Raw genomic sequence first — 20,942 nt, forward strand, 5'->3', positions numbered from 1 at the left:
ACACAAAAAGGTGGCATAAGCCGCCTTTTTTATTGTTGAAATTTACACTGTAAATTCACTGTAAGGGGAAGCTTGTGATCTTTATTTGTATATATTTGCCATGTTGTCTACGTTTATAGAATCCCCCTAGAAATTGTGGCCCCTTAGCGGGATGCTGCCATTTAGCGACTTTCTTATGGCAGACATAAAATAATAATAAGGAGAGAGCATGAGTTTGGTTAAAGATTTCCCCCCTGTGCTAAGAGATATGATTCATCCTTCTATTTATCATGATGCCGACACTGAGAAGTGCTTTTCTGTAGGGCGTGGTGGTATTGCTGGGAGGTTATATGGCCATTTGCTAAGCAGCGGTGAAACCATTGATAGCCAGGACTATGGCTTGAAGGTTACAGCCAATCGGGTAAGCCGGCAATACATATACATTGAATCGACGGTTGCACTGCCTTTGACTGCCTGCTACCAGCTTTACCTGCAGCCAGTGGGGATGTTGCAGGGCTTTCTCAGAAAAGACATCATCTCAGTCAACAAAAAGCATCCATCTCATCGCAGTTATATCTTCGTCACAGACAGTTGGCTCAGCGAACATCAAATTAAAGCAATAGCTCTAGTCTGATCTGTTTTCGTATTTGTTGCAATTATTTATATGCAATCTATTGTTTATGATGGTTTTGTTGATATTTTTTAGATAAATTTGTGACTAAACAAATACTAGGTATTTGATTTGTTACTGTAATATTGAGGAGCGCAATCTTTTATTGTTCGCCAATAGCAGGAAAAAGGAGTTGATATGGCAGAATTTTTTCTGCGTATCGCTGATGATGGACAATCAGTGTTATTTACGGCGACTGCTGATCTTGATATAGCGCCGACAAGAGACTTGTTGCTTGAGCAGCTACATAGTGTTGGTGCGGAACAGTTCTACCGCTTTGAAAAAGCCATTGATTCAGCGCTCGCGATGTCTAGCGTGCCAGTTGATGCCGTCGCCGATACCGCGGAAACAGAATCGATCCTCATCGCCGAGCGACGTGATGCCAACCTTGTCGTTAAGGCAGACCCTGACTTTATGCGTGCATCTATCACTATCACTGCCCCCTACGCAGGCAAGCATGTTACCGGCCCAGACATTCTCGAGGCATTAAAGCAAAACCGCATCATAAAAGGGATCCGTAAAACCCAGCTTCATCTCTTATTGCAGCAAGCCCACAGCCTCAAACCCGGCGAGAAGGTGACCTTGCCTGTTGCCTTTGGCCGGCTTCCTGAAAATGGCGTCGATGCCAAGTTTGAAACCCTGGTTGAAGATGCCAGCCACCGTATACTTCGGCCACAAGCTTCCGAAGATGGCAAGGTCGATATGCGTGACCTCGGAGAGCTTGTCACTGTCAAAGCGGGGCAGGCATTGATGAGGCGATGCCCGGCCACGGAAGGCATCGCTGGCTATACGGTGCAGGGCAAAGTGCTGCCTGCCAAGCCCGGCAAGGACAGTGATTTCCAGCCTGGTGATGGCACTGTTGTCAGCGAGCAAGACCCCCTTCTTTTGCTGGCGGATAAGTCAGGTATTCCTGTGTCGAAGACCCGAGGCATGCAGGTGGATGAAGCGTTGACCCTGACTGGCGTTAATGTGGCCACCGGCCATATTAATTTTGACGGCAGTATCCTTATTACTGGTGATGTTACGCCGGGTATGAAGGTTTCTGCCTCGGGCAATATTACGGTTGCTGGCTTTGTTGAATTAGCCGAGCTAAAAGCCGGTGGGGATGTGTCGATAATCAAAGGGATTATTGGCCGCAAACAGGAAGGCGATAAACTTGGCTGCCGGATCGAGGCGAAAGGTAACGTCACCAGCAAGTTTGCCCAGTTTGCTGATATTACCTGCGGACAAAACGCGATGTTCACCCTTCACGTGCTTCACAGTAATATTTGCGCAGGGGGGGAAGTGGCCGTGATGGATCAGTTCAAGCGCCAAGGAAGTTTAAGTGGTGGCGTTACACAAGCTGGGTACAGTATCCATACCGTTAACCTGGGGGCGCTGTCGGGGGTCCCGACAGTTGTTCATGCGTTTGCCAAGTTCGATGCACTCGCGCAGCAATTGCAGGATAAGCAACATGCCTATCAGCTTGAATTACAAAATGTCGATAAGATAAAGCAGGCACAGTTAAAGCTGTATAAGTTGCCTGAACACAAAAGGCCTGCCGAGCTGAGTGAACGTATTCAATTCGCCGCCGATCAACATAACTCTCAAATAGCCATCTTAAAGTCGGACTACCAGCAATTGCGCGATGAATATGACGAGCTGCGTTCTCGGGTGGCGATTACCGCAGTGAATCGGTTATACGCAGGCGTACAGAGCCGACTTGAAAAGGAGCAGATGCAGATAAACTCTGATCATGGCCCTTCAAAATTGCATATCCATGAACATACCTACCAATGCTCACCAATTTAAACGTCCATGCAATTTACACTGTAAATTAAATTTACACTGTAAATTGATAAACTCTAGTTTGGTCATTAATACAACGGCTGCTTAGGTAGCCGTTTTTCTTTGGCGCGCTGCTGGGTGAAGAAACCTTGAAATCCGCTGACAAATAGTTCAGACAATCTATCTACCTGGGTTTCTGTTTCAACCCGTGTCGCAATGGTCATCACATTTAGGCTATGGGCTGTGCGGCAAACTGAGGAAAGTAATTGGCTCTTGAACTCATCATTTAACTGGTGGGTATAAGAAAAATCAACTTTGGCATAATTGGGGCGGAACTCTTCAAGGTAGGCCAATGATTTGAAATAGCGGCCATAGCCGTCGACACCGTAGCGGAACTTGTAAAAGCGAATCGCCGAGCACAGCAGGCTGCAGGCGTCAGGTGTACGAATAAAGCAGGCTTCGGGGATTTCAAAAAAGAGCCTGTCACAGAGATGCTGGTTGCGAGACAGCAGCGCGCCCAGCCAGCGGTTAAACGCTGGGTCGGCAATGCTGTTGGTGGTGAGGTTGATGGCAAATGGGCCTCGGTCAAGATCGCCATTAAGCACGTTAACATGGTGAGCGATAACATGTTTATCAAGCAGGATACCGGCACCAACGTCCTCTATGGCGCCTAAAAACTGGTTGGCGTTGTAATGGGCCTGGTCGGATTTAAGCGAAGAGAAAACTTCAAAATGAATAATTTGCTGATGCTCATTGACTACGGGCTGGTACTTGTAGCTCATCGCATTGTTGTCGATGGCTTCGAGCAATAGCGCTTTCCATTGTTGTTTGCCAAAGCTCGGTACCTGATGTTGGTTATCCGCCAGTTGGATCGGTTGAGCTGGGTTGCGTGTCGCTTGTGCCAGGATGTTATCCAGCTGCCCGAGGATATGGCTGGCACTGGTCGCATTTTCCGTCATCAGCAAACCTAAAAACACGCAGTCAGTTGTCTCTCCCCGGTAAGAACGCTCTTGCTGCTGATGCACCTCAAACATCGACTCGGCGACTTTATTCAGTTTCTCTGTGGCGATATTGGGAAGCAGCACCGCAAACTCGTCATAAGACAGCCTAGCAAGAAAGATCTGGGCATGAATAATGTTCGCATTGAATTCCTCAGCCAGCGTACGGGTAAAAGCATCGCCCATCTCGAAGTCGTTTTGCTGATAGATTTCATCAAGCAAAGTAGATTTGAGTAAGATCAGCCCGCCCTGCTCTGGAGTGTCAAGCCAAGCGTTAAGCTGGCTGATGAAATAATGCCGGTTCCCTAAGCCTGAGACTTTGTCCTGGTAAGCCTGCGCTTTGAGTTTATTCGCCTCGTTGGCCTGCTGCAGGAAAATGTCATCGAGTTGTTTTTTGAAGTGGCCGAACATTTTTACCCAGGCTGCAACCTCTGCACTATTTACCCGCACAGTTGGCAGTGAGCGAGTGTTATTTCCCATAGTGCTGGCGTGCTGGACTAACTGGGCCAGCGGTTGGAATTTGCGCTTTAACAGTAGCCAAAGCAGCAACAGGGCTGCCAAGTATCCAACGAGGCCTATCACTAAGCTTGGAAGGCACAAACGCCAGAATGCCGCCGCAAGGGCGGACTTGGGCATTTCGGCTGTAAACCGGTAGGCCTGATCGTTGTCACCGATCAGAGTCCGCTGATTAATCAGCTCCGGCCAAAAAGCGCGGGTTAGCGTCTGCTGGGTGGATGAGGAGCTAGAGTCTGATGAAGGCGTCCCGGTTACGATAGCCTGAAAGTGCAGCTTAAGATCCGGGAAAAACTGACTGTGCTGCCCCAAGAGCCGCTGGTAATCTGCTGGCTGAGTATTGTTCGCGCTTGATATTTGTTGCTCGAAATAGGTTGTACTGGCATTAAGCTGTTGCTGAGCCTGCTCGATGAGCAGACTGCGAGTACCAAGGATATGCAAAGTTGAAAGGCATAAAAGCAGGACGGTAAGGCTACTTGCAGTCAAGGTTAAGGTATAGCGGAATAAATTCATAATATATCTCAGCAAGCATGAAGATAAGTCGTTGAAAGGAAGAGTTCAGGCGACTGAGGTAGTCAAAACTAGCAAAAATATAAGTTATCAAACTTTCCAAGCCCAAATAGGCAATGAGAGAAGTATCTTGCAGCTTTCTCGAGTGGCTTCTAAGTTTGAATGAAAGCATAGCGCTGGTTTCACCTTTGGGTGGCTCGCTGCTCTACCTCAACGATGGCTACGCTTTAAATTCTTTTTTATCAATGTGATATTTTTTCATTTTGTCATATAACGTCTTGCGTGCTAGGCCCAGCTCCTGCTGCACGTCTTTCAGCCTGCCCTGGTGCCTATTGAGTGCATCGTGAAGCACTTTACATTCAAAATCAGAGACCCGCTCGGCCAGTGTAGTAGCCAGTGGCGGGGGGCTTTGATCATCTCGCTGTGGCTTCATAGCCCTCGCGCCCAGTAATGCATAGCGTTCGGCAAACTGACGCAGTTCCCGCACATTGCCTTTCCAGCTTTGCCCCGCAAGCCAGTGTTCGAGCTGGCTATCGATTTGCGGTGGCTCGATACCGAACCGGCTGCAGTCTGTTCGCAGGAAATTATGGAACAGCAACGGAATATCCCCGGGCCGCTGGCAAAGAGGCGGCAGCTCGATACTGATGAAGCCAAGTTTGAAATAGAGGGTGTGGAGAAAGCCTGTCTGGCATTGTAGGTGGCTGTCGTTATCAGCACTGACAATCACCCTGGCAGGGGGATTGCTGTTGCCAAGGGACTCGATGAACGCCAGCACTGTGTTTTGCAGCAGCGAGGGGGTTTTATCTATGTGTTTGAGGTAGAGGGTTGCGAAAACTGCCGGCTTGGCCGTGAGATCGCCCAGCTGGCTTTCAGCGCTTGCGGCGCCGCAGTCAATCGTTAGGAAAGGCTGCTGGGGTTGCAGGCCGTGGTCATGGACAAAGCGGGAGACCAAGGCTTTGCCGCTTCCGTTTGGGCCGTGGAGAAATAGCGGTGCGCATGTTTTTGATTGGTGCGCCAAAACCCTCCTTAGCTGTTTGATGGCTGGGTCATTGCCCAGTATCCGCGGGCCCGGCCCGCTTTGGACTTCTAGCTCCCGGCGCAGATCCCTGTTTTCCATGACCAGCTCGCGTTTCTCTCCGGCCCGTTTTACGACATCGAGCAGGTGCTCGGTTGAAAACGGTTTTTCCAAAAAGTCATAGGCACCAAGCCGCATCGCTTCCACTGCCATTGAGATATCCCCATGGCCGGTCAGCATAACAACTGACAGCTCGGGATCAAACGCCAGTGCCTGCTTGAGAAATGTCAGGCCATCGATACCCGGCATATTGATATCAGAGATAATGACCCCTGGAAATTGATTCGACAGCTGTTCCAGAGCAGGCTTGGCGGAGGCAAAAAGGCTGACGCTATAGTCCTCGAGCTCCAGGGTCTGGCCGAGGGCATCGCGAATAGATTTCTCGTCATCGATAAACATGACTGGGGTATTCATGGTGTTATCTCGCTATTTAAGGGCAAAGAGACTGTAAATTCAGCGCCGCCACCCAAGTGGTCGCCGGCACTGAGCGTACCTTGGTAGGCATCGATAATGCGTTTGGAGATGGTCATGCCAAGGCCTAGGCCGTCTTCTTTGGTGGTGTAAAACGGGGTGAAAACCTGCTGCTTTTGATCTGGGCTTAAACCGGGGCCGTTATCCCATACCCGGCAACGCGCATGGCCTGAATCGGCTTCAAGTGTGATACCGATTTGCGGCTCCGGCTGGTCTTTAAGTGCTTGAAGGCTGTTCTGGATCAGGTTGACCAATACCTGCTCAAACTGGACAGCATCGATGTTGATGGTAATGTTCTCGGGCAAATCCTCGAGGCGAAGTATAACCCCTTGTTTGATTAGCGCATTGCGCATCAAAGACAATGCTGAGCGGATAGAGTCGGCCGCATGGGTACGTAACGAGGTTTGGTGTAAATTGCGCTTGCGGGCAAACACTTTGAACCGGGCGATGATCTCTGCGATCAGTGTATTGAGCTGTACGATTTCCTCGAGGTTGCGACCAACGGTGTCATAACGCTGTTTCTCAAGCAGCTTACGGCTGTTTTCGGCATACGTGCGGATCGCCGCAAGCGGCTGGTTGATTTCGTGGTTGATGCTGGCAGAGAGCTCCCCCAGCATGGCCAGCTTGGCTGCCTGTAGCAACTCGTCTTGGGTCTGCTTCAATTCCGCTTGGCTGTGTTCGTATTGGCGCAAGGTGAGCTTCAGCTGTTGGTTGGTTTCCTGCAGGCGGTGGGTGCGCTGGGCGACACGCTTTTCCAGCCGGCTATTGAGGTTGGCCAGCGCGATCCGGGCACGGTAAGTCTGCCACCAGGAATGTACCGCGATGCACAGCAAGGAATAGATAAGCACAAATAGCAGCAGCACCTGCCCCATATATTCAAAGGCTTTCGTTTGCGGGGTAAAGCCGAAGATAGTCCAGCCCGCCTTGCCCATATCATGTTGGGCAGTGATATAGGTTTTGGCCGGCGTGGCTGGTCGTGTACGTAGCGGCTGGACAGACCCTTGGCTAAATACAGCCAGGCTGCCTGCTTCGGTAAGGGCATGGATATCCACCTTGCCATACTGCCGTGATTGTTTTATTTGTTGCCTGACGTCCTCGCTTAAAAGGGCCAGCGAATGATAGAGCCATTCAGGCTCAGAGCTGTAGAAGATGATCCCCTGCTGGTCGGCAATGGCATATTCGATGTCTTCATATTGCCAGATATCGGCCAGCAGCGAGAGATCAACCTTGATAGTTAGCACACCGACAGGGTGGTGATCGAACAATACCGGTGCAGAGAAGTAATAACCGCGCTTGTCAGAGCGGGCGCCGAGCGCAAAATACTGGCCGTTTTCGCCTCGGGCTGCTTGTTGGAAATAGGGACGGTAACTGAAATTTTGTCCTACAAATGAATCTGCTTGCTGCCAGTTACTCGAGGCCAGTGTGGTTCCGGCCATGTCTATCAGGTACAGGGTGTCAGCGCCGAGGGTTTGGTTCCACTGCGCGAGCAACTGGCTGACGGACTGGTCGTCGCGACCTTGGCTGGGATCAGCCCGCTTTCCTGTGGCGCCGAGCAGAGGGGAAAGGAGGCGCGGATCACTGGCAAGCACTTCGGGCAATTGGCTGTAGCGTTCGAGCTGGTTGTCTATTTTGTTTCCGAGTTGGGCCACATCAGTGGTGATCTTTTCACTAAGGTGCTGCTGAACCTGCAAGAAAGTGAGCCAGCCTATCAGCAACGCACCAATACTGCCAACCAGCAGGGCGAAATAAAAAAATTGTTGTTTACTCGACAGGTTCGTACTCGACATATGGCAGCCTTTGTTACTACATCCAAGTTAATCTCGCTGAAGCGAGCACCTTGACGTTACTTGGGGTTAATGTAACAAATTGAACAAGGGGAAACGTCGAGCCTAGTTGCATCCTGCAACGCCAGATCAGACTCTTAGGCAATTTACTTGTGTTTCAGCAAGACTAAGCGCACAATTTCTGCGTTATAAGAGACATCTACAGAATCAGCGGAGATAACAATGGAATTGTCTGATATTCGTCGCGACTACACACAGGGTGGGTTGCGCCGTCATGATTTGCCGGAGCAGCCGGAACAACTTTTCAATACCTGGCTCGAACAGGCAATAGAAGCAAAGCTGACCGACCCGACTGCGATGACAGTGGCGACTGTTGACGAGCACGGACAGCCTTATCAGCGTATTGTGTTATTGAAGCACTTTGATAAAGACGGGTTTGTCTTCTATACCAACCTTGGTAGCCGAAAAGCATCCCAGCTGGCCGATAACAGCAAAATCAGCTTGCACTTCCCTTGGCATCCTCTCGAGCGCCAAGTCCACATTACCGGTACGGCAGAAAAGCTCTCCAAGATGGAAGTGCTGAAGTATTTCTCGTCGCGCCCGAAAGAAAGCCAGATAGCGGCGTGGGCGAGCAAGCAAAGTTCTCGTATCTCGGCAAGGCAAGCGCTGGAAAGCAAATTCTTTGAGCTGAAAGACAAATTTGCCAAAGGTGACGTGCCGGTCCCGACGTTTTGGGGCGGCTACCGGGTGAAAATCAACTCGGTTGAATTTTGGCAGGGTGGGGCGAACCGTTTGCATGACAGGTTCTTGTATACCCGCAGTGAAGAAAATAGCCTGCAGTGGGCCATTGAACGGTTGGCACCGTAAAGGGTGGTAACTACAAAAAGAGCAGCGCTAGGCTGCTCTTTTTTTATGCCGCAATTTTCTGCTGGCTGGTAACAATGCTCACCCCTTCAGGGTGGCGGACTTTCAGCGCTTTTGCTGCAGAGCTGATTGATTCGATTTCGCTCACTGCTTGGATCTGGTATTTGCAAGGGATATTGAAGTGAGGGTGGACGACATAGGTAATAGTAAATTGCTTCATGGTATTTCCAGCTGATCAGTGGCTCTTCGGCCGTTAATTTAAGTACTGGGCGGATTATAGGAAAACAGCCCAGTACAAAAATTGATCTGGAAACAGGCTTTGGCGTGCAAAAAAGTAAACTAAGTCTGCGTCTATCGTGGTTAGGCGAGTGCTGTCACTCTTTCAAAATGACGGAGAGCTGGCGCTTGAGCATGCTTTCGGGGATATGCGAACCAAAGCCGAGGTCGAGTGCGATATCGATCAGTTCATTTTTAGAGCGCGCGTTGAATTTTTCACGCAGGCGGATCACATAGTTTTCAACCGTCTTGACGGAAACGCCGAGTACCTTAGCCATATACTGCGGTTTTTTGCCATATAGCAGCAGGAACAGGACTTCAGACTCACGGGTGTTGAGGTTTATCGCGTTGTGGTTAAGGTCGAGGTTGAAGGAGGCTTGGGCTTTCGGGTCGATACCGGCAGCGCGGCAAATCCAGTGGCCAACTTCTAATACGGCGGTATCTTTGAGTTCGACGCCAGAAAAGATAGTGCCGACGACGTCGTTTTCTTCATTTTTCCAGGGTGTTTTAGTGAATAAGTGTGCACGCCAGCTTCCATCGGAATAAGGGTGGATATCTAAAACCCGCATTCTTTTGCCTGAGGTTATCACTAGATTATCCTGTTCGCGGAACGCTTCTGCACATTCAACCGTCGGGCTTGGCATGTCAAAATCGGTACGGCCGATACAATCAAGGTGGTGATCAACACCAATAATATTCCCGTACTCGGAATTAGCATAAACGAAGACAGAGTCCTTATCTTTACATCCCCAACACCCTGGGAGCTGATTAAAAATATGTAGTAAAGAGGGGTCGACTTTATTTTTCACTAAGTGTGCCTGAGTTAATAGAATAGAGCAGTTGCAACACTGAAGTTTAATTGAATGGCCGGAGGTTACAATATCTGGATGACGGGTTTTTGGGCAGAAAGGTGAAAATGATAAAAAAAAAGCCGACCTAAAAGGTCGGCAAAGACAAGAGTTTGACTCCGAAGAGCACAATCCTGTACGACGTGTAGAAGAGGTATCCAATCAGATTCATATTCTTTGGTATGAGGGTATATACCAAAGTAAACCCGCTTGGCATGTATCCAAAGCTGGATACTGCAAACAGAAAGTGATGAAAACCGTCTCCCTGTCTACGGAACGAACTATAACAATAGTGCGAAACAGGGGGAAGGGGGGAAATCACCTATTGACATTTCCAGGAATGTGTGGGCTTGGTGTTTTGTTAGTGTGATATAAAACATCACGCATAAAAATGCTCTGCTTGGCATAAGCATATTATTTGCCTGGGATATGGAAGGAATAAAGGGGTTGAATGGTATCTTATTCAATAAATTAGCATATTTTTTGAGTTGATATTGACCCGCTTTGGCCACGGTTTAACGGCAGAAAATCACTCTGTATGGAGGGGTGTCCAGTTATGCATACATCTGCACTCATTCGGTTTTATATTTCCTGGATGTACCGCATTTATTAATAATAAGCGAATACGACTTGAAACTGTTTTATTGCAAGTGAATTAAATTTGGGAATAAAAAACGGCAACATACGCAAGGTCTATTGCCGCTTGTTGCACCCTAAAGCCCTCTTATTTATTAAGGTTAAATAAGAGTTACTACCATTAATTCACGAAATTAAATGTCCTTAGTAAAGTCACACCTAAACTGCTGGTGAATATTGAGCCTAATGTTGTCACGGCTATGATGTTAGCCGCGAGGTAGGCATTCCCCCCCATGTTTCTTGCCATGACATAGCTGGCTGCGGCAGTCGGCGCTGCGCTCATCAGGAAAATGAGTCCAAGCTCGAGATCCCTGAAGCCAAACCCAATTCCGGCGAGGGTAATAAGCAGAGGGGCGATGATCAGTTTACCGATACTGGCAAACTGGGTATTGGTTGGCTCTTGGCGTAGTTGGTTGAAGTCCAGGCTGGCCCCGGTACATAGCAGCGCCAGTGGCAAAGTCATCCCTGCAAAGTAACCACCTGATTTGGTAATGATATCTGGCAGGGGAATGGAGAAAATGGAAAATGGCAGCGCACAGAGAATGCTGATGATTAGCGGGTTTTTAATAATCGAACGCAGCAGGAAGCGGGCATTGAGCCCCGGTAAATCCTGGTTCGATCGCGACAGGGTGATAACCGCAAGGATATTGTAGACGACAGTGATAACGGCTACGTAGAGCGAGCCTAAAGCAAGCCCCGGGTCGCCAAATGCATTGCTGGCATAGGCTAGGCCGATGATGCCGGTATTGGCGCGAAATGCACCTTGTACCACGACCCCGCGGTCTTTTTTCTGTTTTATTGCCTTATCGGCCAGTAGCTCGAACAAGGCATACATAACAATATTGGCTGCCAACGCAAACAGCAGCAAATCAGGGTTGCCAATTTCTGAGATATTGGAGCGGGCAACGCTCAAAAACAGCATCGCAGGTAAGGTTAAGTTGAACACCAGTTTGGAGCCGGTTTCGATGAAATCTTCCGTTAGCATGCCAATGCGCTTGAGGTAGATCCCAAGACCAAGCATCAGGAAAATGGGGCCGGTGATGGAAAATGAATAATGTAGTTGTGCAAGCAGTTCTGTCATGGTCGCCTATCCCTATTGAGAGTGCTATTTGTAACACAATTAGCATTGGGATAGGAAAAATGATCAAGGATCATTGTTTCGATCTGTTTCTTATGTGATGGCTTAACTTTGGAGCGCTATTTTATCGTTAACTTGCTGAAAGTAGATGGAACGATGATCAAGGAGAACGGGATGACGGTCGATGTCGCTCCGACTGGAACGATGATCAAGCAAGATCATGAACGCTGTCTTTTTGCCCCGAACAATGATCAAGCTGGCGCATGTACTTGGCGGATAAAATTGGGAACCCATATATATAGCAGTACCCTAATATTGATTGTTTTTTGTTTAAGATACTGAAAAGTAGCTACTTTAATTTAGCCTCCTGTGGTGTCTGGTTCCGGGGGGAGCGAAGTGAGTTTGCCCTGCTTTGCAATATTAGTGTATTTAAAATCAACAAAATAACATCAGAATGACATTGGCCGTAAAATCTCCGTACTTGATCATAGTTCCGATATTAGGTGTTGATGGGAAATATGGTATTATCCGTCTATGAATCACCGCCAAATTCTTCGGTCATTTAGCATGAAAGAAAAGCTAAACTCGCCACAGTTCAAACCTTCAGAAATCGTCAAACTGCCAGAGCAGATGGATCACCACAACCATGGCTATAACCAGGTGGTGATAGGTTTGTCGGGGCAGACCGAGTTTGATATCGAAGGTGCAGGTAATTTGGTGTGTCCCGGACAGGGCTGCTTGGTAACAGCGGACTCCGAGCATGCTTTTTCTGGTATTGGCAATAATGAAATACTGGTGCTCAATGTTGCCGCTGAGCAGTATCAGGCATCTTACACTCAAGGCCATATTGCCCAGCTGTTTGATCAGTCGAGTTATTTTCATCTTGATCGGCAAGCGCAGAACTTGATTCAGGCTCTGACGGCTGAAATGGCTGCTCACCCAGAAGACTTGCTGCTCAGCCGGGCGTGCACCGACACCTTGATGTGTGTGTTGCACCGCCACTTCAAGCCGCTTAAAGACGATCGCCAGATATACCGCTTGAATATGGATGTCATCGATCAATATATCCTCCAGCACCTGACCCGAAAAATCTCTGTTGCCCAGCTGGCAGGTCTGGTGTTTTTGGGGGAAAGCCAGTTTCACTTCCTGTTTAAAGAGCAAACCGGGGTAACACCGCATCAATACGTATTGAAAAAGCGCTTGGAGCTGGCGCGGGATCTGATTGAAGAATCACAGTTGAGTGTTGCCCAGGTCGCGCAGAGTACAGGTTTTGCCAGCCAAAGCAGCTTCACCCAAGCCTTCACCCGGCTGTTCGGCAAACCACCGGCCCGCTACCGCCGTGAGAACCCTATGGGCTAACCCCCTTAGTTTCCTCAAACCTGTCTATTCCCCCCTATTCTCCCTGTGAGATTTATGTGTTGAGCATTTGTAAAGGTATTGACTTTGCTTAGCCATCTCCTTGCTCGTTTGCCAGCGTTCGGCTGGAAAACACGGCGGTAGCCGAACCTTTTGTGCCTGTCTTGCCCATGATCCCACTTGATCATCGTTCCGCCATACCTTGATCATTGTTCCGGCGTTGTGTGTTTCTTCAGCAAAAAAGGGCTGCTGGTTACGGAAAAATGCACGTTTTCTAAAAAATCCCTGTCAATTTTTGTTAAAGGCCGGACTTTTTCTAAAAAGTATCGGAGAATATAGCAAGACTATCGGAGTGGCGGAAAATAAAATCCCCTCAATGGTAACACTGATGTAACATTTTTCTTGGGTAGGGGGCAGCGAGTAATGGAAAATACTGCCTGCCTGATCCGGCATACTATTGAGGGAATCACTATGTTCAATGCGGCAGAAGTACTTCAGCCTGGTTTTATTGAGCGTCCACTGGATGAGCTCTGGTCTCAGATTTCGCCACTTTACAGTGTCGATGAGTCACAATGGCTAGCGCAGTTGATGCCGTTGGCCGAGCCTACGGCAGTTGAGCGGCAGTTTACGTCTGAGCAGGCGACGAGCTTGATTGAGCGGGTAAGGGCGGATCAGAATGCAATCCAGATGATTGATGCCCTGCTGCTTGAATATAGCCTGGATACCAAAGAAGGGATCCTGCTGATGTGTCTGGCCGAGGCGCTAATGCGTATTCCAGATGCAGCAACGGCTGATGCCCTGATCCGTGACAAGCTCAGTGTGGCGGATTGGAAATCGCATCTGAAAAATTCCGACTCCTTGTTCGTCAATGCTTCTACCTGGGGGCTGATGCTGACCGGTAAAGTGGTTAGCCTTGATGGCAAGGAAGATGGCGCTCCTAGCCATGTTATCAACCGCCTCGTTAACAAGATGTCCGAGCCGGTGATCCGCCAGGCCATGAACCAGGCGATGAAGATCATGGGCCACCAGTTTGTGCTGGGCCGTACTATTGCCGAGGCAATGAAGAACGGTAAAGGCAAGCGCGACCAAGGCTTTACCTATTCATTCGATATGCTGGGCGAAGCTGCGTTGACTGCCCAGGATGCGCAAAAATACTTCAAAGATTACGTGATGGCTGTCGAGGCGGTAGGCCGTGACAGCTATGCCAGTGATAAAGGCAGCAACAGCCGCTCGCCGGATCCTACGGTTTCTATCAAGCTGTCGGCCCTGCATCCACGCTATGACGTTGCGAACGAAGCCCGTGTGCTGGATGAAATGTACCAGTCGGTACTTTCGTTATTGAAGCGTGCCCGTGAGCTCAATGTCGGTATTACTATCGATGCTGAGGAAGCCGACCGCCTTGAGCTGTCGCTAAAGCTATTCGAAAAACTTTACCGCTCGGAAGAGGTAAAAGGCTGGGGTCGCTTTGGCTTGGTGGTACAGGCTTACTCGAAACGTGCTTTGCCGGTACTGGCTTGGTTGGCGGCACTGGCCAAAGAGCAGGGTGATGTGATCCCGCTGCGCTTGGTGAAAGGCGCATACTGGGATAGTGAGCTGAAACTGTCACAGCAGAGTGGTTATAGCGCTTATCCGGTGTTTACCCGAAAAGAAGCAACAGATGCATCATACTTGGCGTGTGCGCGCTTCTTGCTGGCGTCACACCTCAACGGCCTTATCTATCCGCAGTTTGCCAGCCACAATGCCCACACGGTATCGGCAATCATGGCGATGGCACAATCACACCGTAATTTCGAATTCCAACGTCTGCATGGCATGGGCGATGCGCTTTACAACCATGTGATGGAAATGCACCAGACCAATGTCAGGATCTATGCACCAGTCGGTAGCCATAAAGATCTGCTGCCTTACTTGGTTCGCCGCCTGCTGGAAAACGGTGCTAACAGCTCGTTTGTCCACCGTTTGGTCGATGCCAACTGCCCGGTGGAAAGCTTGATCCAGCATCCGGTCGATACCCTGAAATCGCGCCCAACCCTGCACAACGGTTTGATCCCGCTGCCGCCGCAAATCTTCGGTGAAGAGCGCAAGAACTCGGCCGGCGTAAATATCGAGATTGCTTCGCAATGGCAGCCATTCAGTGAATCTGTGCAGGCGTTTGCCGAACATCAGTGGCAGGCCGGCCCTATTATCAACGGTGTTGCCTTGCAGGCCGGTGAAAGGGTCTTTGCGGTCACGGCACCTTATGATCGCCGCGAAAGCGTCGGTAATGTGGCCTTTGCCAATGCTGCCCAGGTCAATGAGGCCATCTCCATTGCGGCGGAGACCTACCCGCAGTGGTCTGCGCTTCCTGCTGCCGAGCGTGCTGCTTGTCTGCAGCGTTTGGCTGATTTGCTCGAAGAGCATACCGGCGAGTTGGTGGCCCTTTGCCATCGCGAGGCGGGTAAAACCATCCAAGACGGTATTGATGAAATTCGTGAGGCGGTGGACTTCTGCCGTTTCTACGCCAACCAGGCTGCCGAGGAGTTTTCCCAGCCCAAACCAGTAATGGGCTTTGACGGTACGACCCGCCAGCTGAGCTACCAAGGCCGCGGTGTCTTCGCTTGTATCAGCCCATGGAACTTCCCGCTGGCTATCTTCCTCGGTCAGGTGTCTGCTGCGCTGGTAGCGGGTAATACCGTAGTCGCTAAGCCGGCTGAGCAAACCTCGCTGATTGCCTTCCGCGCTATCGAGCTGATGCTGGAAGCAGGCGTGCCTGCCGGCGCTATCCAGTTGCTGCCGGGTACTGGCGCCGAGGTGGGTGCACCACTGACTTCTGATCCGCGCATTGCCGGGGTAGCGTTTACCGGTTCGACCGAAACCGCCCAGCGCATTAACCGCAGCCTTGCAGCCCGAGACTGTGAGCCAGTACCTTTCATTGCTGAAACCGGTGGCCAGAATGCCATGTTGGTTGACAGTACCGCCCTCCCAGAGCAGGTGGTGCGTGATGTGGTGCGTTCGGCCTTTGCCTCGGCGGGCCAGCGTTGTTCGGCATTGCGTGTGCTGTTTATCCAGCAGGATATCGCCGACCGGGTGATTGGCCTGATCAAAGGGGCGATGGCTGAGTTGTCTGTCGGCCGCCCTGAGCTGCACAGTACCGATGTTGGTCCGGTCATTGATGCAACGGCGCGCGATAAGCTGCTGACCCATATCCAGTCACTGAAAAACCAAGCCAAGCTGGTGGCACAGGCCACGATTCCTGATAGCTGCCAGCACGGCGATTTTGTGCCGCCGTCGGCGTTTGAAATCCCATCTATCGATGTGCTGAAAAATGAAAACTTCGGCCCGATCCTGCATATCGTCCGCTTCAAGGCGAACGAGCTGGATCAGGTCATCGACCAAATCAACCAAACCGGCTTTGGCCTGACGATGGGGGTACATAGTCGTAACGAGCGTACCTACAGCCATATCGAGCGTCGTGCCCGTGTCGGTAACTGCTACATCAACCGCGATCAGGTGGGTGCGGTAGTTGGCGTCCAGCCGTTTGGTGGCCAGGGGCTGTCAGGCACCGGCCCGAAAGCCGGTGGTCCGCACTACCTATACCGCTTTACCCAAGATTGTGTTGAAGCCTAATGGCCGTCGAGAAATTTAAGGAGTGATCATGACTATTCAAACATTGGTAAATACAAGCTCGGCGGCATGGGAAGGCTGGAACAACCTGGGCTATGAAGCCCGTCCCCGTATCTTGCGCCACTGGACCGATCAACTGACTGCGGAATGCCGCGCTATGGTGGAATTCCAGTGCCAGCACGCCGAAGATCATGTGGCATCGACGTTGTTGATGCCGGGCCCGACCGGTGAATCCAATGAACTTTACTGTGCTGGCCGCGGTAGCTTCATCGTCACCGCCGACAGTGATACCCCGCTGGTGGCATTAGTCGGTCAGCTGGCTGCCGCGCTGGTAACAGGCAATACCGTTTTTGTCTGCCTGCCTGCGGACTATCCGCTCAAGGCCAAAGAGATCGTGGCTCAGCTGGAGCAAAGTGGCTGTGCCGGCGGTGTGATCACCGCTATCGATAATGATCAGCTTGCCGACTTGGTCAGCCATCCTGCTATTGCGGGTGTGGCCTATGCCGGCAAGCTGTCGACAACCCAGGCGCTTGCGCGCCAACTTGCTGCCCGAGACGGCCTGCTTGCTCAGCTGATCAGTGAAACTGATCTCGACAAGCTGCCAGTGATCGGCAGCCCGACATACTCACTGCGTTTTGTGACCGAAAGGACACGGACGATCAACATCACGGCAGTCGGTGGCAATGCTACCTTGCTTGAGTTGGGGAGTGGTGAGGAACACTAACCCGGGTTGGGCCGCCTGAAGCAGGGAACTAGCTTGCAACCTGCTGGCAGCCGAATAACAACCTACGCTGATTATCAGCGCTATAACCAAAATGCCCCCGCTATGGACGGGGGCTTTCAGTGAGGGAACTCAACAATGATAGAGAATAGCTTTGCTATTACAGCAACGTTTATCGCCTACCTAATTGGCATGTTGGCCATTGGCTACATTGCATACAAACGCACGTCAAATTCAGCCGATTACTTCTTGGGCGGTCGTACACTAGGGCCATGGCCTGCTGCGCTGTCTGCCGGTGCGTCGGATATGAGTGGCTGGTTGCTACTGGGTCTGCCGGGCTACGCCTATGCCGCTGGTATGGAGTCACTGTGGTTGGCTGGTGGCCTGCTGCTGGGTACTTGGCTGAACTGGCTGATCTGTGCCAAGCGTCTGCGTACTTACAGTATTACCACAGATAACGCATTGACCATGCCGGAATTCCTGGCTCGTCGCTTCGACGATAAATCCAAGCTGATCCAAACTATTTCAGCATTCTTTATCTTGCTGTTCTTCCTTTTCTACACCAGCTCGGGTTTGGTTGCCGGTGGTAAGTTGTTCGAGACAGTCTTCGGTCTTGATTACACTATCGCGGTGGTTGTCGGTACGGTGTGTGTGGTGTCGTACACCTTGTTTGGTGGTTTCCTTGCGGTATCGTGGACTGACTTGGTACAAGGCCTGTTGATGTCTGCGGCACTGTTGATTGTGCCAATTGCAGCGATGAACGGCACGCCAAGCGATCTGGCGATGGCGCTGGAAGCGAAGAACCCTGAGCTGATGACATTGTTCAATGACGTTAAGGGCGAGCCGCTGTCGGCGATTGCAATTATCTCGCTAGCCGCTTGGGGCTTGGGTTACTTCGGCCAGCCGCACATCTTGGCGCGATTCAAGGCGACCCGCAGTAACGCTGACATCGGTACTGCACGTCGTATCGCAGTGGGTTGGACGGCCCTATCGATGGCGGGAGCGGTTCTAGTTGGCCTAGTGGGTATCTTGTTTGTTGATAACCAACTGGCAGGCAACCTAGATGACGGTGAGCGTATCTTCATGTTGTTGGTGAACTCGATGTTCCACCCAGTAATTGCCGGTATTTTGCTGGCGGCGATTCTGGCAGCAATCATGAGTACTGCTGACTCCCAGCTGTTGGTATCGTCTTCGGCATTGGCTGAGGATTTCTACAAGCAGGTATTCCGCCCGCAGGCAACATCGGAAGAGATTGTGAAGGTTGGCCGTATTGCGGTTGTCGCGCTGTCGATTATTGCCCTGATGTTGGCGATGAACCCGGACAGCACGGTATTGGGCTTGGTGTCTTATGCGTGGGCTGGCTTCGGTGCGGCATTCGGTCCGGCCTTGCTGCTAAGTTTGTTCTGGAAAGAAATGAACCGCAACGGTGCCATGGCAGGTATCGTTATCGGTGCCATGACCGTGGTGATCTGGAAACAGCTGACTGGCGGTATCTTCGACCTATACGAAATTGTCCCAGGCTTTATCTTTGCCACTATCGCCATTGTGGCGGTCAGTAAGGCAACGGGCGGCGCTTCGAAGGCGGTTGAAGATCAGTTTGAGGCTTACCAGAAGAACTTGGTAGAGTTTAAATAATTTGCCAGGCTAGCGAACGGCTAACCCCCAATATTAAACGGCTTCCCCAGGGAAGCCGTTTTTTTATCTATAAAGCAAAGTTTTGATAGTGCATTTGACTAAATAACAACCACTTGAACAAATCGGGCAAAAAAATATCCCAGTACGCTTGTTCTGTTTAAGGTGATGATTTTAATAGATATATACTCGATTATTGAACAATTAGAAACAAATTAAGCTTAATGTTGTACTAGTTTACTATTACATTGTTACGGGGGTTCTGATAGTTTGTGCTGGCAATCACGCATTACTGTCACACTATCACTAGAAGTACCTGATAAATGAAGTTGAAAATCTGCTCTGCTGTCATCTCTACACTTTTACTGGCTGGCCAAGCGTCAGCATTCACCCTTTATGAAGATGACCAAACAAAGTTTGATATCGGTGGTGTCTTTGTTCTTGATGCCTTCCAGCCAGTATTCGGCGAAGATGATATTTTCTCTGCCAGCCGTAGTATTTTGAACATGGGCGTTGAGCGCCAAATCCAACCGGGTTTGACAATGGATGCCAAGTTCGAATGGGATCAGTTCCTGAACAGCCCAACGTCTGGTCGTAACAATTTCCGTAATCGCCTAGGTTATGTGTCGATTAACAGTGATGAACTGGGTAATCTGCGTTTCGGTAAGCAGTGGTCGGCGTACCACGATGTTGCCCGCTACATGGATAACCTGATCATTATCGATCCGGATGCGACACCGATTTACTCTGAAGGTACCGACGGTGGCTTCGCGGCAACGGGCCGTGGTGACAACCTGGTGGCTTACCGCTACAGCGACAATGGCGTGAACGTGTCGGCGCACTACGGCTTTACCAGCGACGGTGAGACAAGTGACGTTAAGCGTGATCACAACTACGCGCTATCGACCAGCTACGACTTTGACTCAGGCCTGAGCCTAGGTGTGGCCTACCTTGAGAATAAGGTAGAAGTCTCATCTGCGAGTGGTGTGAGCGGTCTTGAAGATGGCGACAAGCAAACAGCGCTGACAGTCGGTGGCCAATATGTCGCTGGTGGCCTGAAAGTGGCAGCGGTTTACACCAAGGGTGAAAATATCCATAAAGCCGGCCTTCTAGATAGACCAAATGCTGAATGGGCTGATGCCGACGCCTTTGATGTATACGCGCACTACGCGCTTGAATCAGGCTTCCGTCCATATGCTTACGCTTCCCACGTTGATTTCGACGGCGCAGATGGTGTAGATGGCGACCGCCAAGTGTACGCTGTGGGCCTGTCTTACGCTTTCACTCCAGGTGCAACCCTGTCATTGGAAGTTAAGCGTAACGAGCTTAACGAGTTCCGTGGCGAACCTAGCCGCACTGACAACGGTGGTGGCTTCAACTTCGCTTGGGGATTCTAAGTCCCGCACAGACGTTGTAGAACTAACAATGAAAGGCTGGCATGTTGCCGGCCTTTTTTGTCTCTGTTGTTTGAAGGTTGATGAATCGCAACTCGGAAGCTGTACGGTTTGTGGTTAGATACGGGGACTTTATGGGAGAGTTTTGATGGCATTATCAGATAGAGAGTAAAGCCTGATTGCAGGTATGCTGTATAACCCAGGGAGCGACGGTTTGCCTGACGATCGTCTTAAGGCCCGCAGCCTATGCCGAAAAATCAGCAACTGCGATGACGACAAAGAGCGCAATGCCCTTGTCCAGCAATTGTTTGCCAAATCGGACGACTCGACGACCCTCAATGGCAATATTATGTGTGACTACGGCTATAACATCGAAGTTGGCAAAAGCTTTTACATGAATGCCAATGGGGTGATCCTCGACTGCGGCAAAGTGGTCATCGGTGATGAAGTGATGATTGGGCCTAACGTTACCTTGTGCACTGCCGGCCACCCGCTTGATGCGGCGACCCGCTACATCTATGAAGAGTTTGCCAAGCCGATCACGGTAGGCAATCAGGTGTGGATTGGCGCCAATGAATTGGTCTTGCCGGGTGTTACCATTGGAGATGGTGCTGTTGTTGGTGGTGGCAGTGTCGTGACCAAGGATGTCCCTGCCCATACCGTTGTGGTGGGTAACCCGGCCAGGGTGGTTAAAGAAAATATCAACGATTAACCCTCTCACATAGAGGGCTACTCGCCTGAAGACTTATTTATTTAGTGGCATATTC

15 protein-coding genes are annotated in these 20,942 nt (G+C 50.4%); 9 read left to right on the forward strand and 6 right to left on the reverse strand.

The window, feature by feature from the left end; all coding sequences use genetic code 11:
* Positions 1-208 precede the first annotated feature (208 nt).
* Together ACXAGQ_RS22805 and ACXAGQ_RS22810 are read left to right on the forward strand one after the other, a co-directional pair.
* Positions 209-613 (forward strand): hypothetical protein, encoded by a 405-nt coding sequence (locus ACXAGQ_RS22805; protein WP_475257020.1) that lies wholly within the window; start codon positions 209-211, stop codon positions 611-613.
* Positions 614-787: 174 nt separating this feature from the next.
* Positions 788-2,440, forward strand: a complete 1,653-nt coding sequence (locus ACXAGQ_RS22810; protein ID WP_475257022.1) for a DUF342 domain-containing protein — start codon at positions 788-790, stop codon at positions 2,438-2,440.
* A gap of 65 nt (positions 2,441-2,505) precedes the next feature.
* On the opposite strand, the gene ACXAGQ_RS22815 is transcribed toward ACXAGQ_RS22810, so the two are convergent.
* The 3 genes from ACXAGQ_RS22815 to ACXAGQ_RS22825 all read right to left on the reverse strand — a co-directional run bounded on the left by ACXAGQ_RS22815 (position 2,506) and on the right by ACXAGQ_RS22825 (position 7,770).
* Positions 2,506-4,440 carry an EAL domain-containing protein gene (locus tag ACXAGQ_RS22815; RefSeq protein ID WP_475257023.1) on the reverse strand — a complete coding sequence of 645 codons (1,935 nt, stop codon included), beginning with the start codon at positions 4,438-4,440 and terminating at the stop codon, positions 2,506-2,508.
* A 217-nt stretch (positions 4,441-4,657) separates the two neighbouring features.
* Positions 4,658-5,926 (reverse strand): sigma-54-dependent transcriptional regulator, encoded by a 1,269-nt coding sequence (locus ACXAGQ_RS22820; protein WP_475257025.1) that lies wholly within the window; start codon positions 5,924-5,926, stop codon positions 4,658-4,660.
* Entirely contained in the window at positions 5,923-7,770 is a 1,848-nt protein-coding gene (locus ACXAGQ_RS22825) for a sensor histidine kinase (RefSeq protein ID WP_475257026.1), read from the reverse strand. Before ACXAGQ_RS22825 ends, ACXAGQ_RS22820 begins: the two co-directional genes overlap by 4 nt.
* A gap of 219 nt (positions 7,771-7,989) precedes the next feature.
* On the opposite strand from ACXAGQ_RS22825, the gene pdxH reads away from it, so the two are divergent.
* Entirely contained in the window at positions 7,990-8,634 is a 645-nt protein-coding gene (pdxH, locus tag ACXAGQ_RS22830; protein ID WP_475257027.1) for a pyridoxamine 5'-phosphate oxidase, read from the forward strand.
* A 43-nt stretch (positions 8,635-8,677) separates the two neighbouring features.
* Here the strand turns inward: pdxH and ACXAGQ_RS22835 are convergent, their stop codons facing one another.
* From ACXAGQ_RS22835 to ACXAGQ_RS22845, 3 genes are all read right to left on the reverse strand, one after another.
* Entirely contained in the window at positions 8,678-8,851 is a 174-nt protein-coding gene (locus ACXAGQ_RS22835; protein WP_475257029.1) for an addiction module component, read from the reverse strand.
* A 154-nt stretch (positions 8,852-9,005) separates the two neighbouring features.
* Positions 9,006-9,716, reverse strand: coding sequence for a helix-turn-helix transcriptional regulator (locus ACXAGQ_RS22840; RefSeq protein WP_475257030.1), 711 nt, complete (start codon positions 9,714-9,716; stop codon positions 9,006-9,008).
* A gap of 796 nt (positions 9,717-10,512) precedes the next feature.
* A complete protein-coding gene (locus ACXAGQ_RS22845) occupies positions 10,513-11,472 on the reverse strand; it encodes an AEC family transporter (protein ID WP_475257032.1) in 960 nt (319 codons plus the stop codon).
* A 564-nt stretch (positions 11,473-12,036) separates the two neighbouring features.
* Between ACXAGQ_RS22845 and ACXAGQ_RS22850 the strand changes: the two genes are divergently transcribed.
* The 6 genes from ACXAGQ_RS22850 to ACXAGQ_RS22875 all read left to right on the forward strand — a co-directional run bounded on the left by ACXAGQ_RS22850 (position 12,037) and on the right by ACXAGQ_RS22875 (position 20,887).
* Positions 12,037-12,828, forward strand: coding sequence for a helix-turn-helix domain-containing protein (locus tag ACXAGQ_RS22850; protein WP_475257034.1), 792 nt, complete (start codon positions 12,037-12,039; stop codon positions 12,826-12,828).
* Between the two features lie 468 nt (positions 12,829-13,296).
* On the forward strand, positions 13,297-16,431 hold the full coding sequence (gene putA, locus ACXAGQ_RS22855) for a bifunctional proline dehydrogenase/L-glutamate gamma-semialdehyde dehydrogenase PutA (RefSeq protein WP_475257437.1): 3,135 nt from the start codon (positions 13,297-13,299) through the stop codon (positions 16,429-16,431).
* 28 nt (positions 16,432-16,459) lie between these two features.
* Positions 16,460-17,152 carry an aldehyde dehydrogenase family protein gene (locus ACXAGQ_RS22860; protein WP_475257036.1) on the forward strand — a complete coding sequence of 231 codons (693 nt, stop codon included), beginning with the start codon at positions 16,460-16,462 and terminating at the stop codon, positions 17,150-17,152.
* A 135-nt stretch (positions 17,153-17,287) separates the two neighbouring features.
* Entirely contained in the window at positions 17,288-18,784 is a 1,497-nt protein-coding gene (putP, locus tag ACXAGQ_RS22865) for a sodium/proline symporter PutP (RefSeq protein ID WP_475257037.1), read from the forward strand.
* Between the two features lie 320 nt (positions 18,785-19,104).
* Positions 19,105-20,178 (forward strand): porin, encoded by a 1,074-nt coding sequence (locus tag ACXAGQ_RS22870; RefSeq protein WP_475257039.1) that lies wholly within the window; start codon positions 19,105-19,107, stop codon positions 20,176-20,178.
* Positions 20,179-20,362: 184 nt separating this feature from the next.
* Complete coding sequence (locus ACXAGQ_RS22875) at positions 20,363-20,887, forward strand: sugar O-acetyltransferase (protein WP_475257041.1); 525 nt, start codon at positions 20,363-20,365, stop codon at positions 20,885-20,887.
* Positions 20,888-20,942 lie beyond the last annotated feature (55 nt).

It is taken from the genome of Photobacterium sp. ABD4_091, assembly GCF_056160145.1.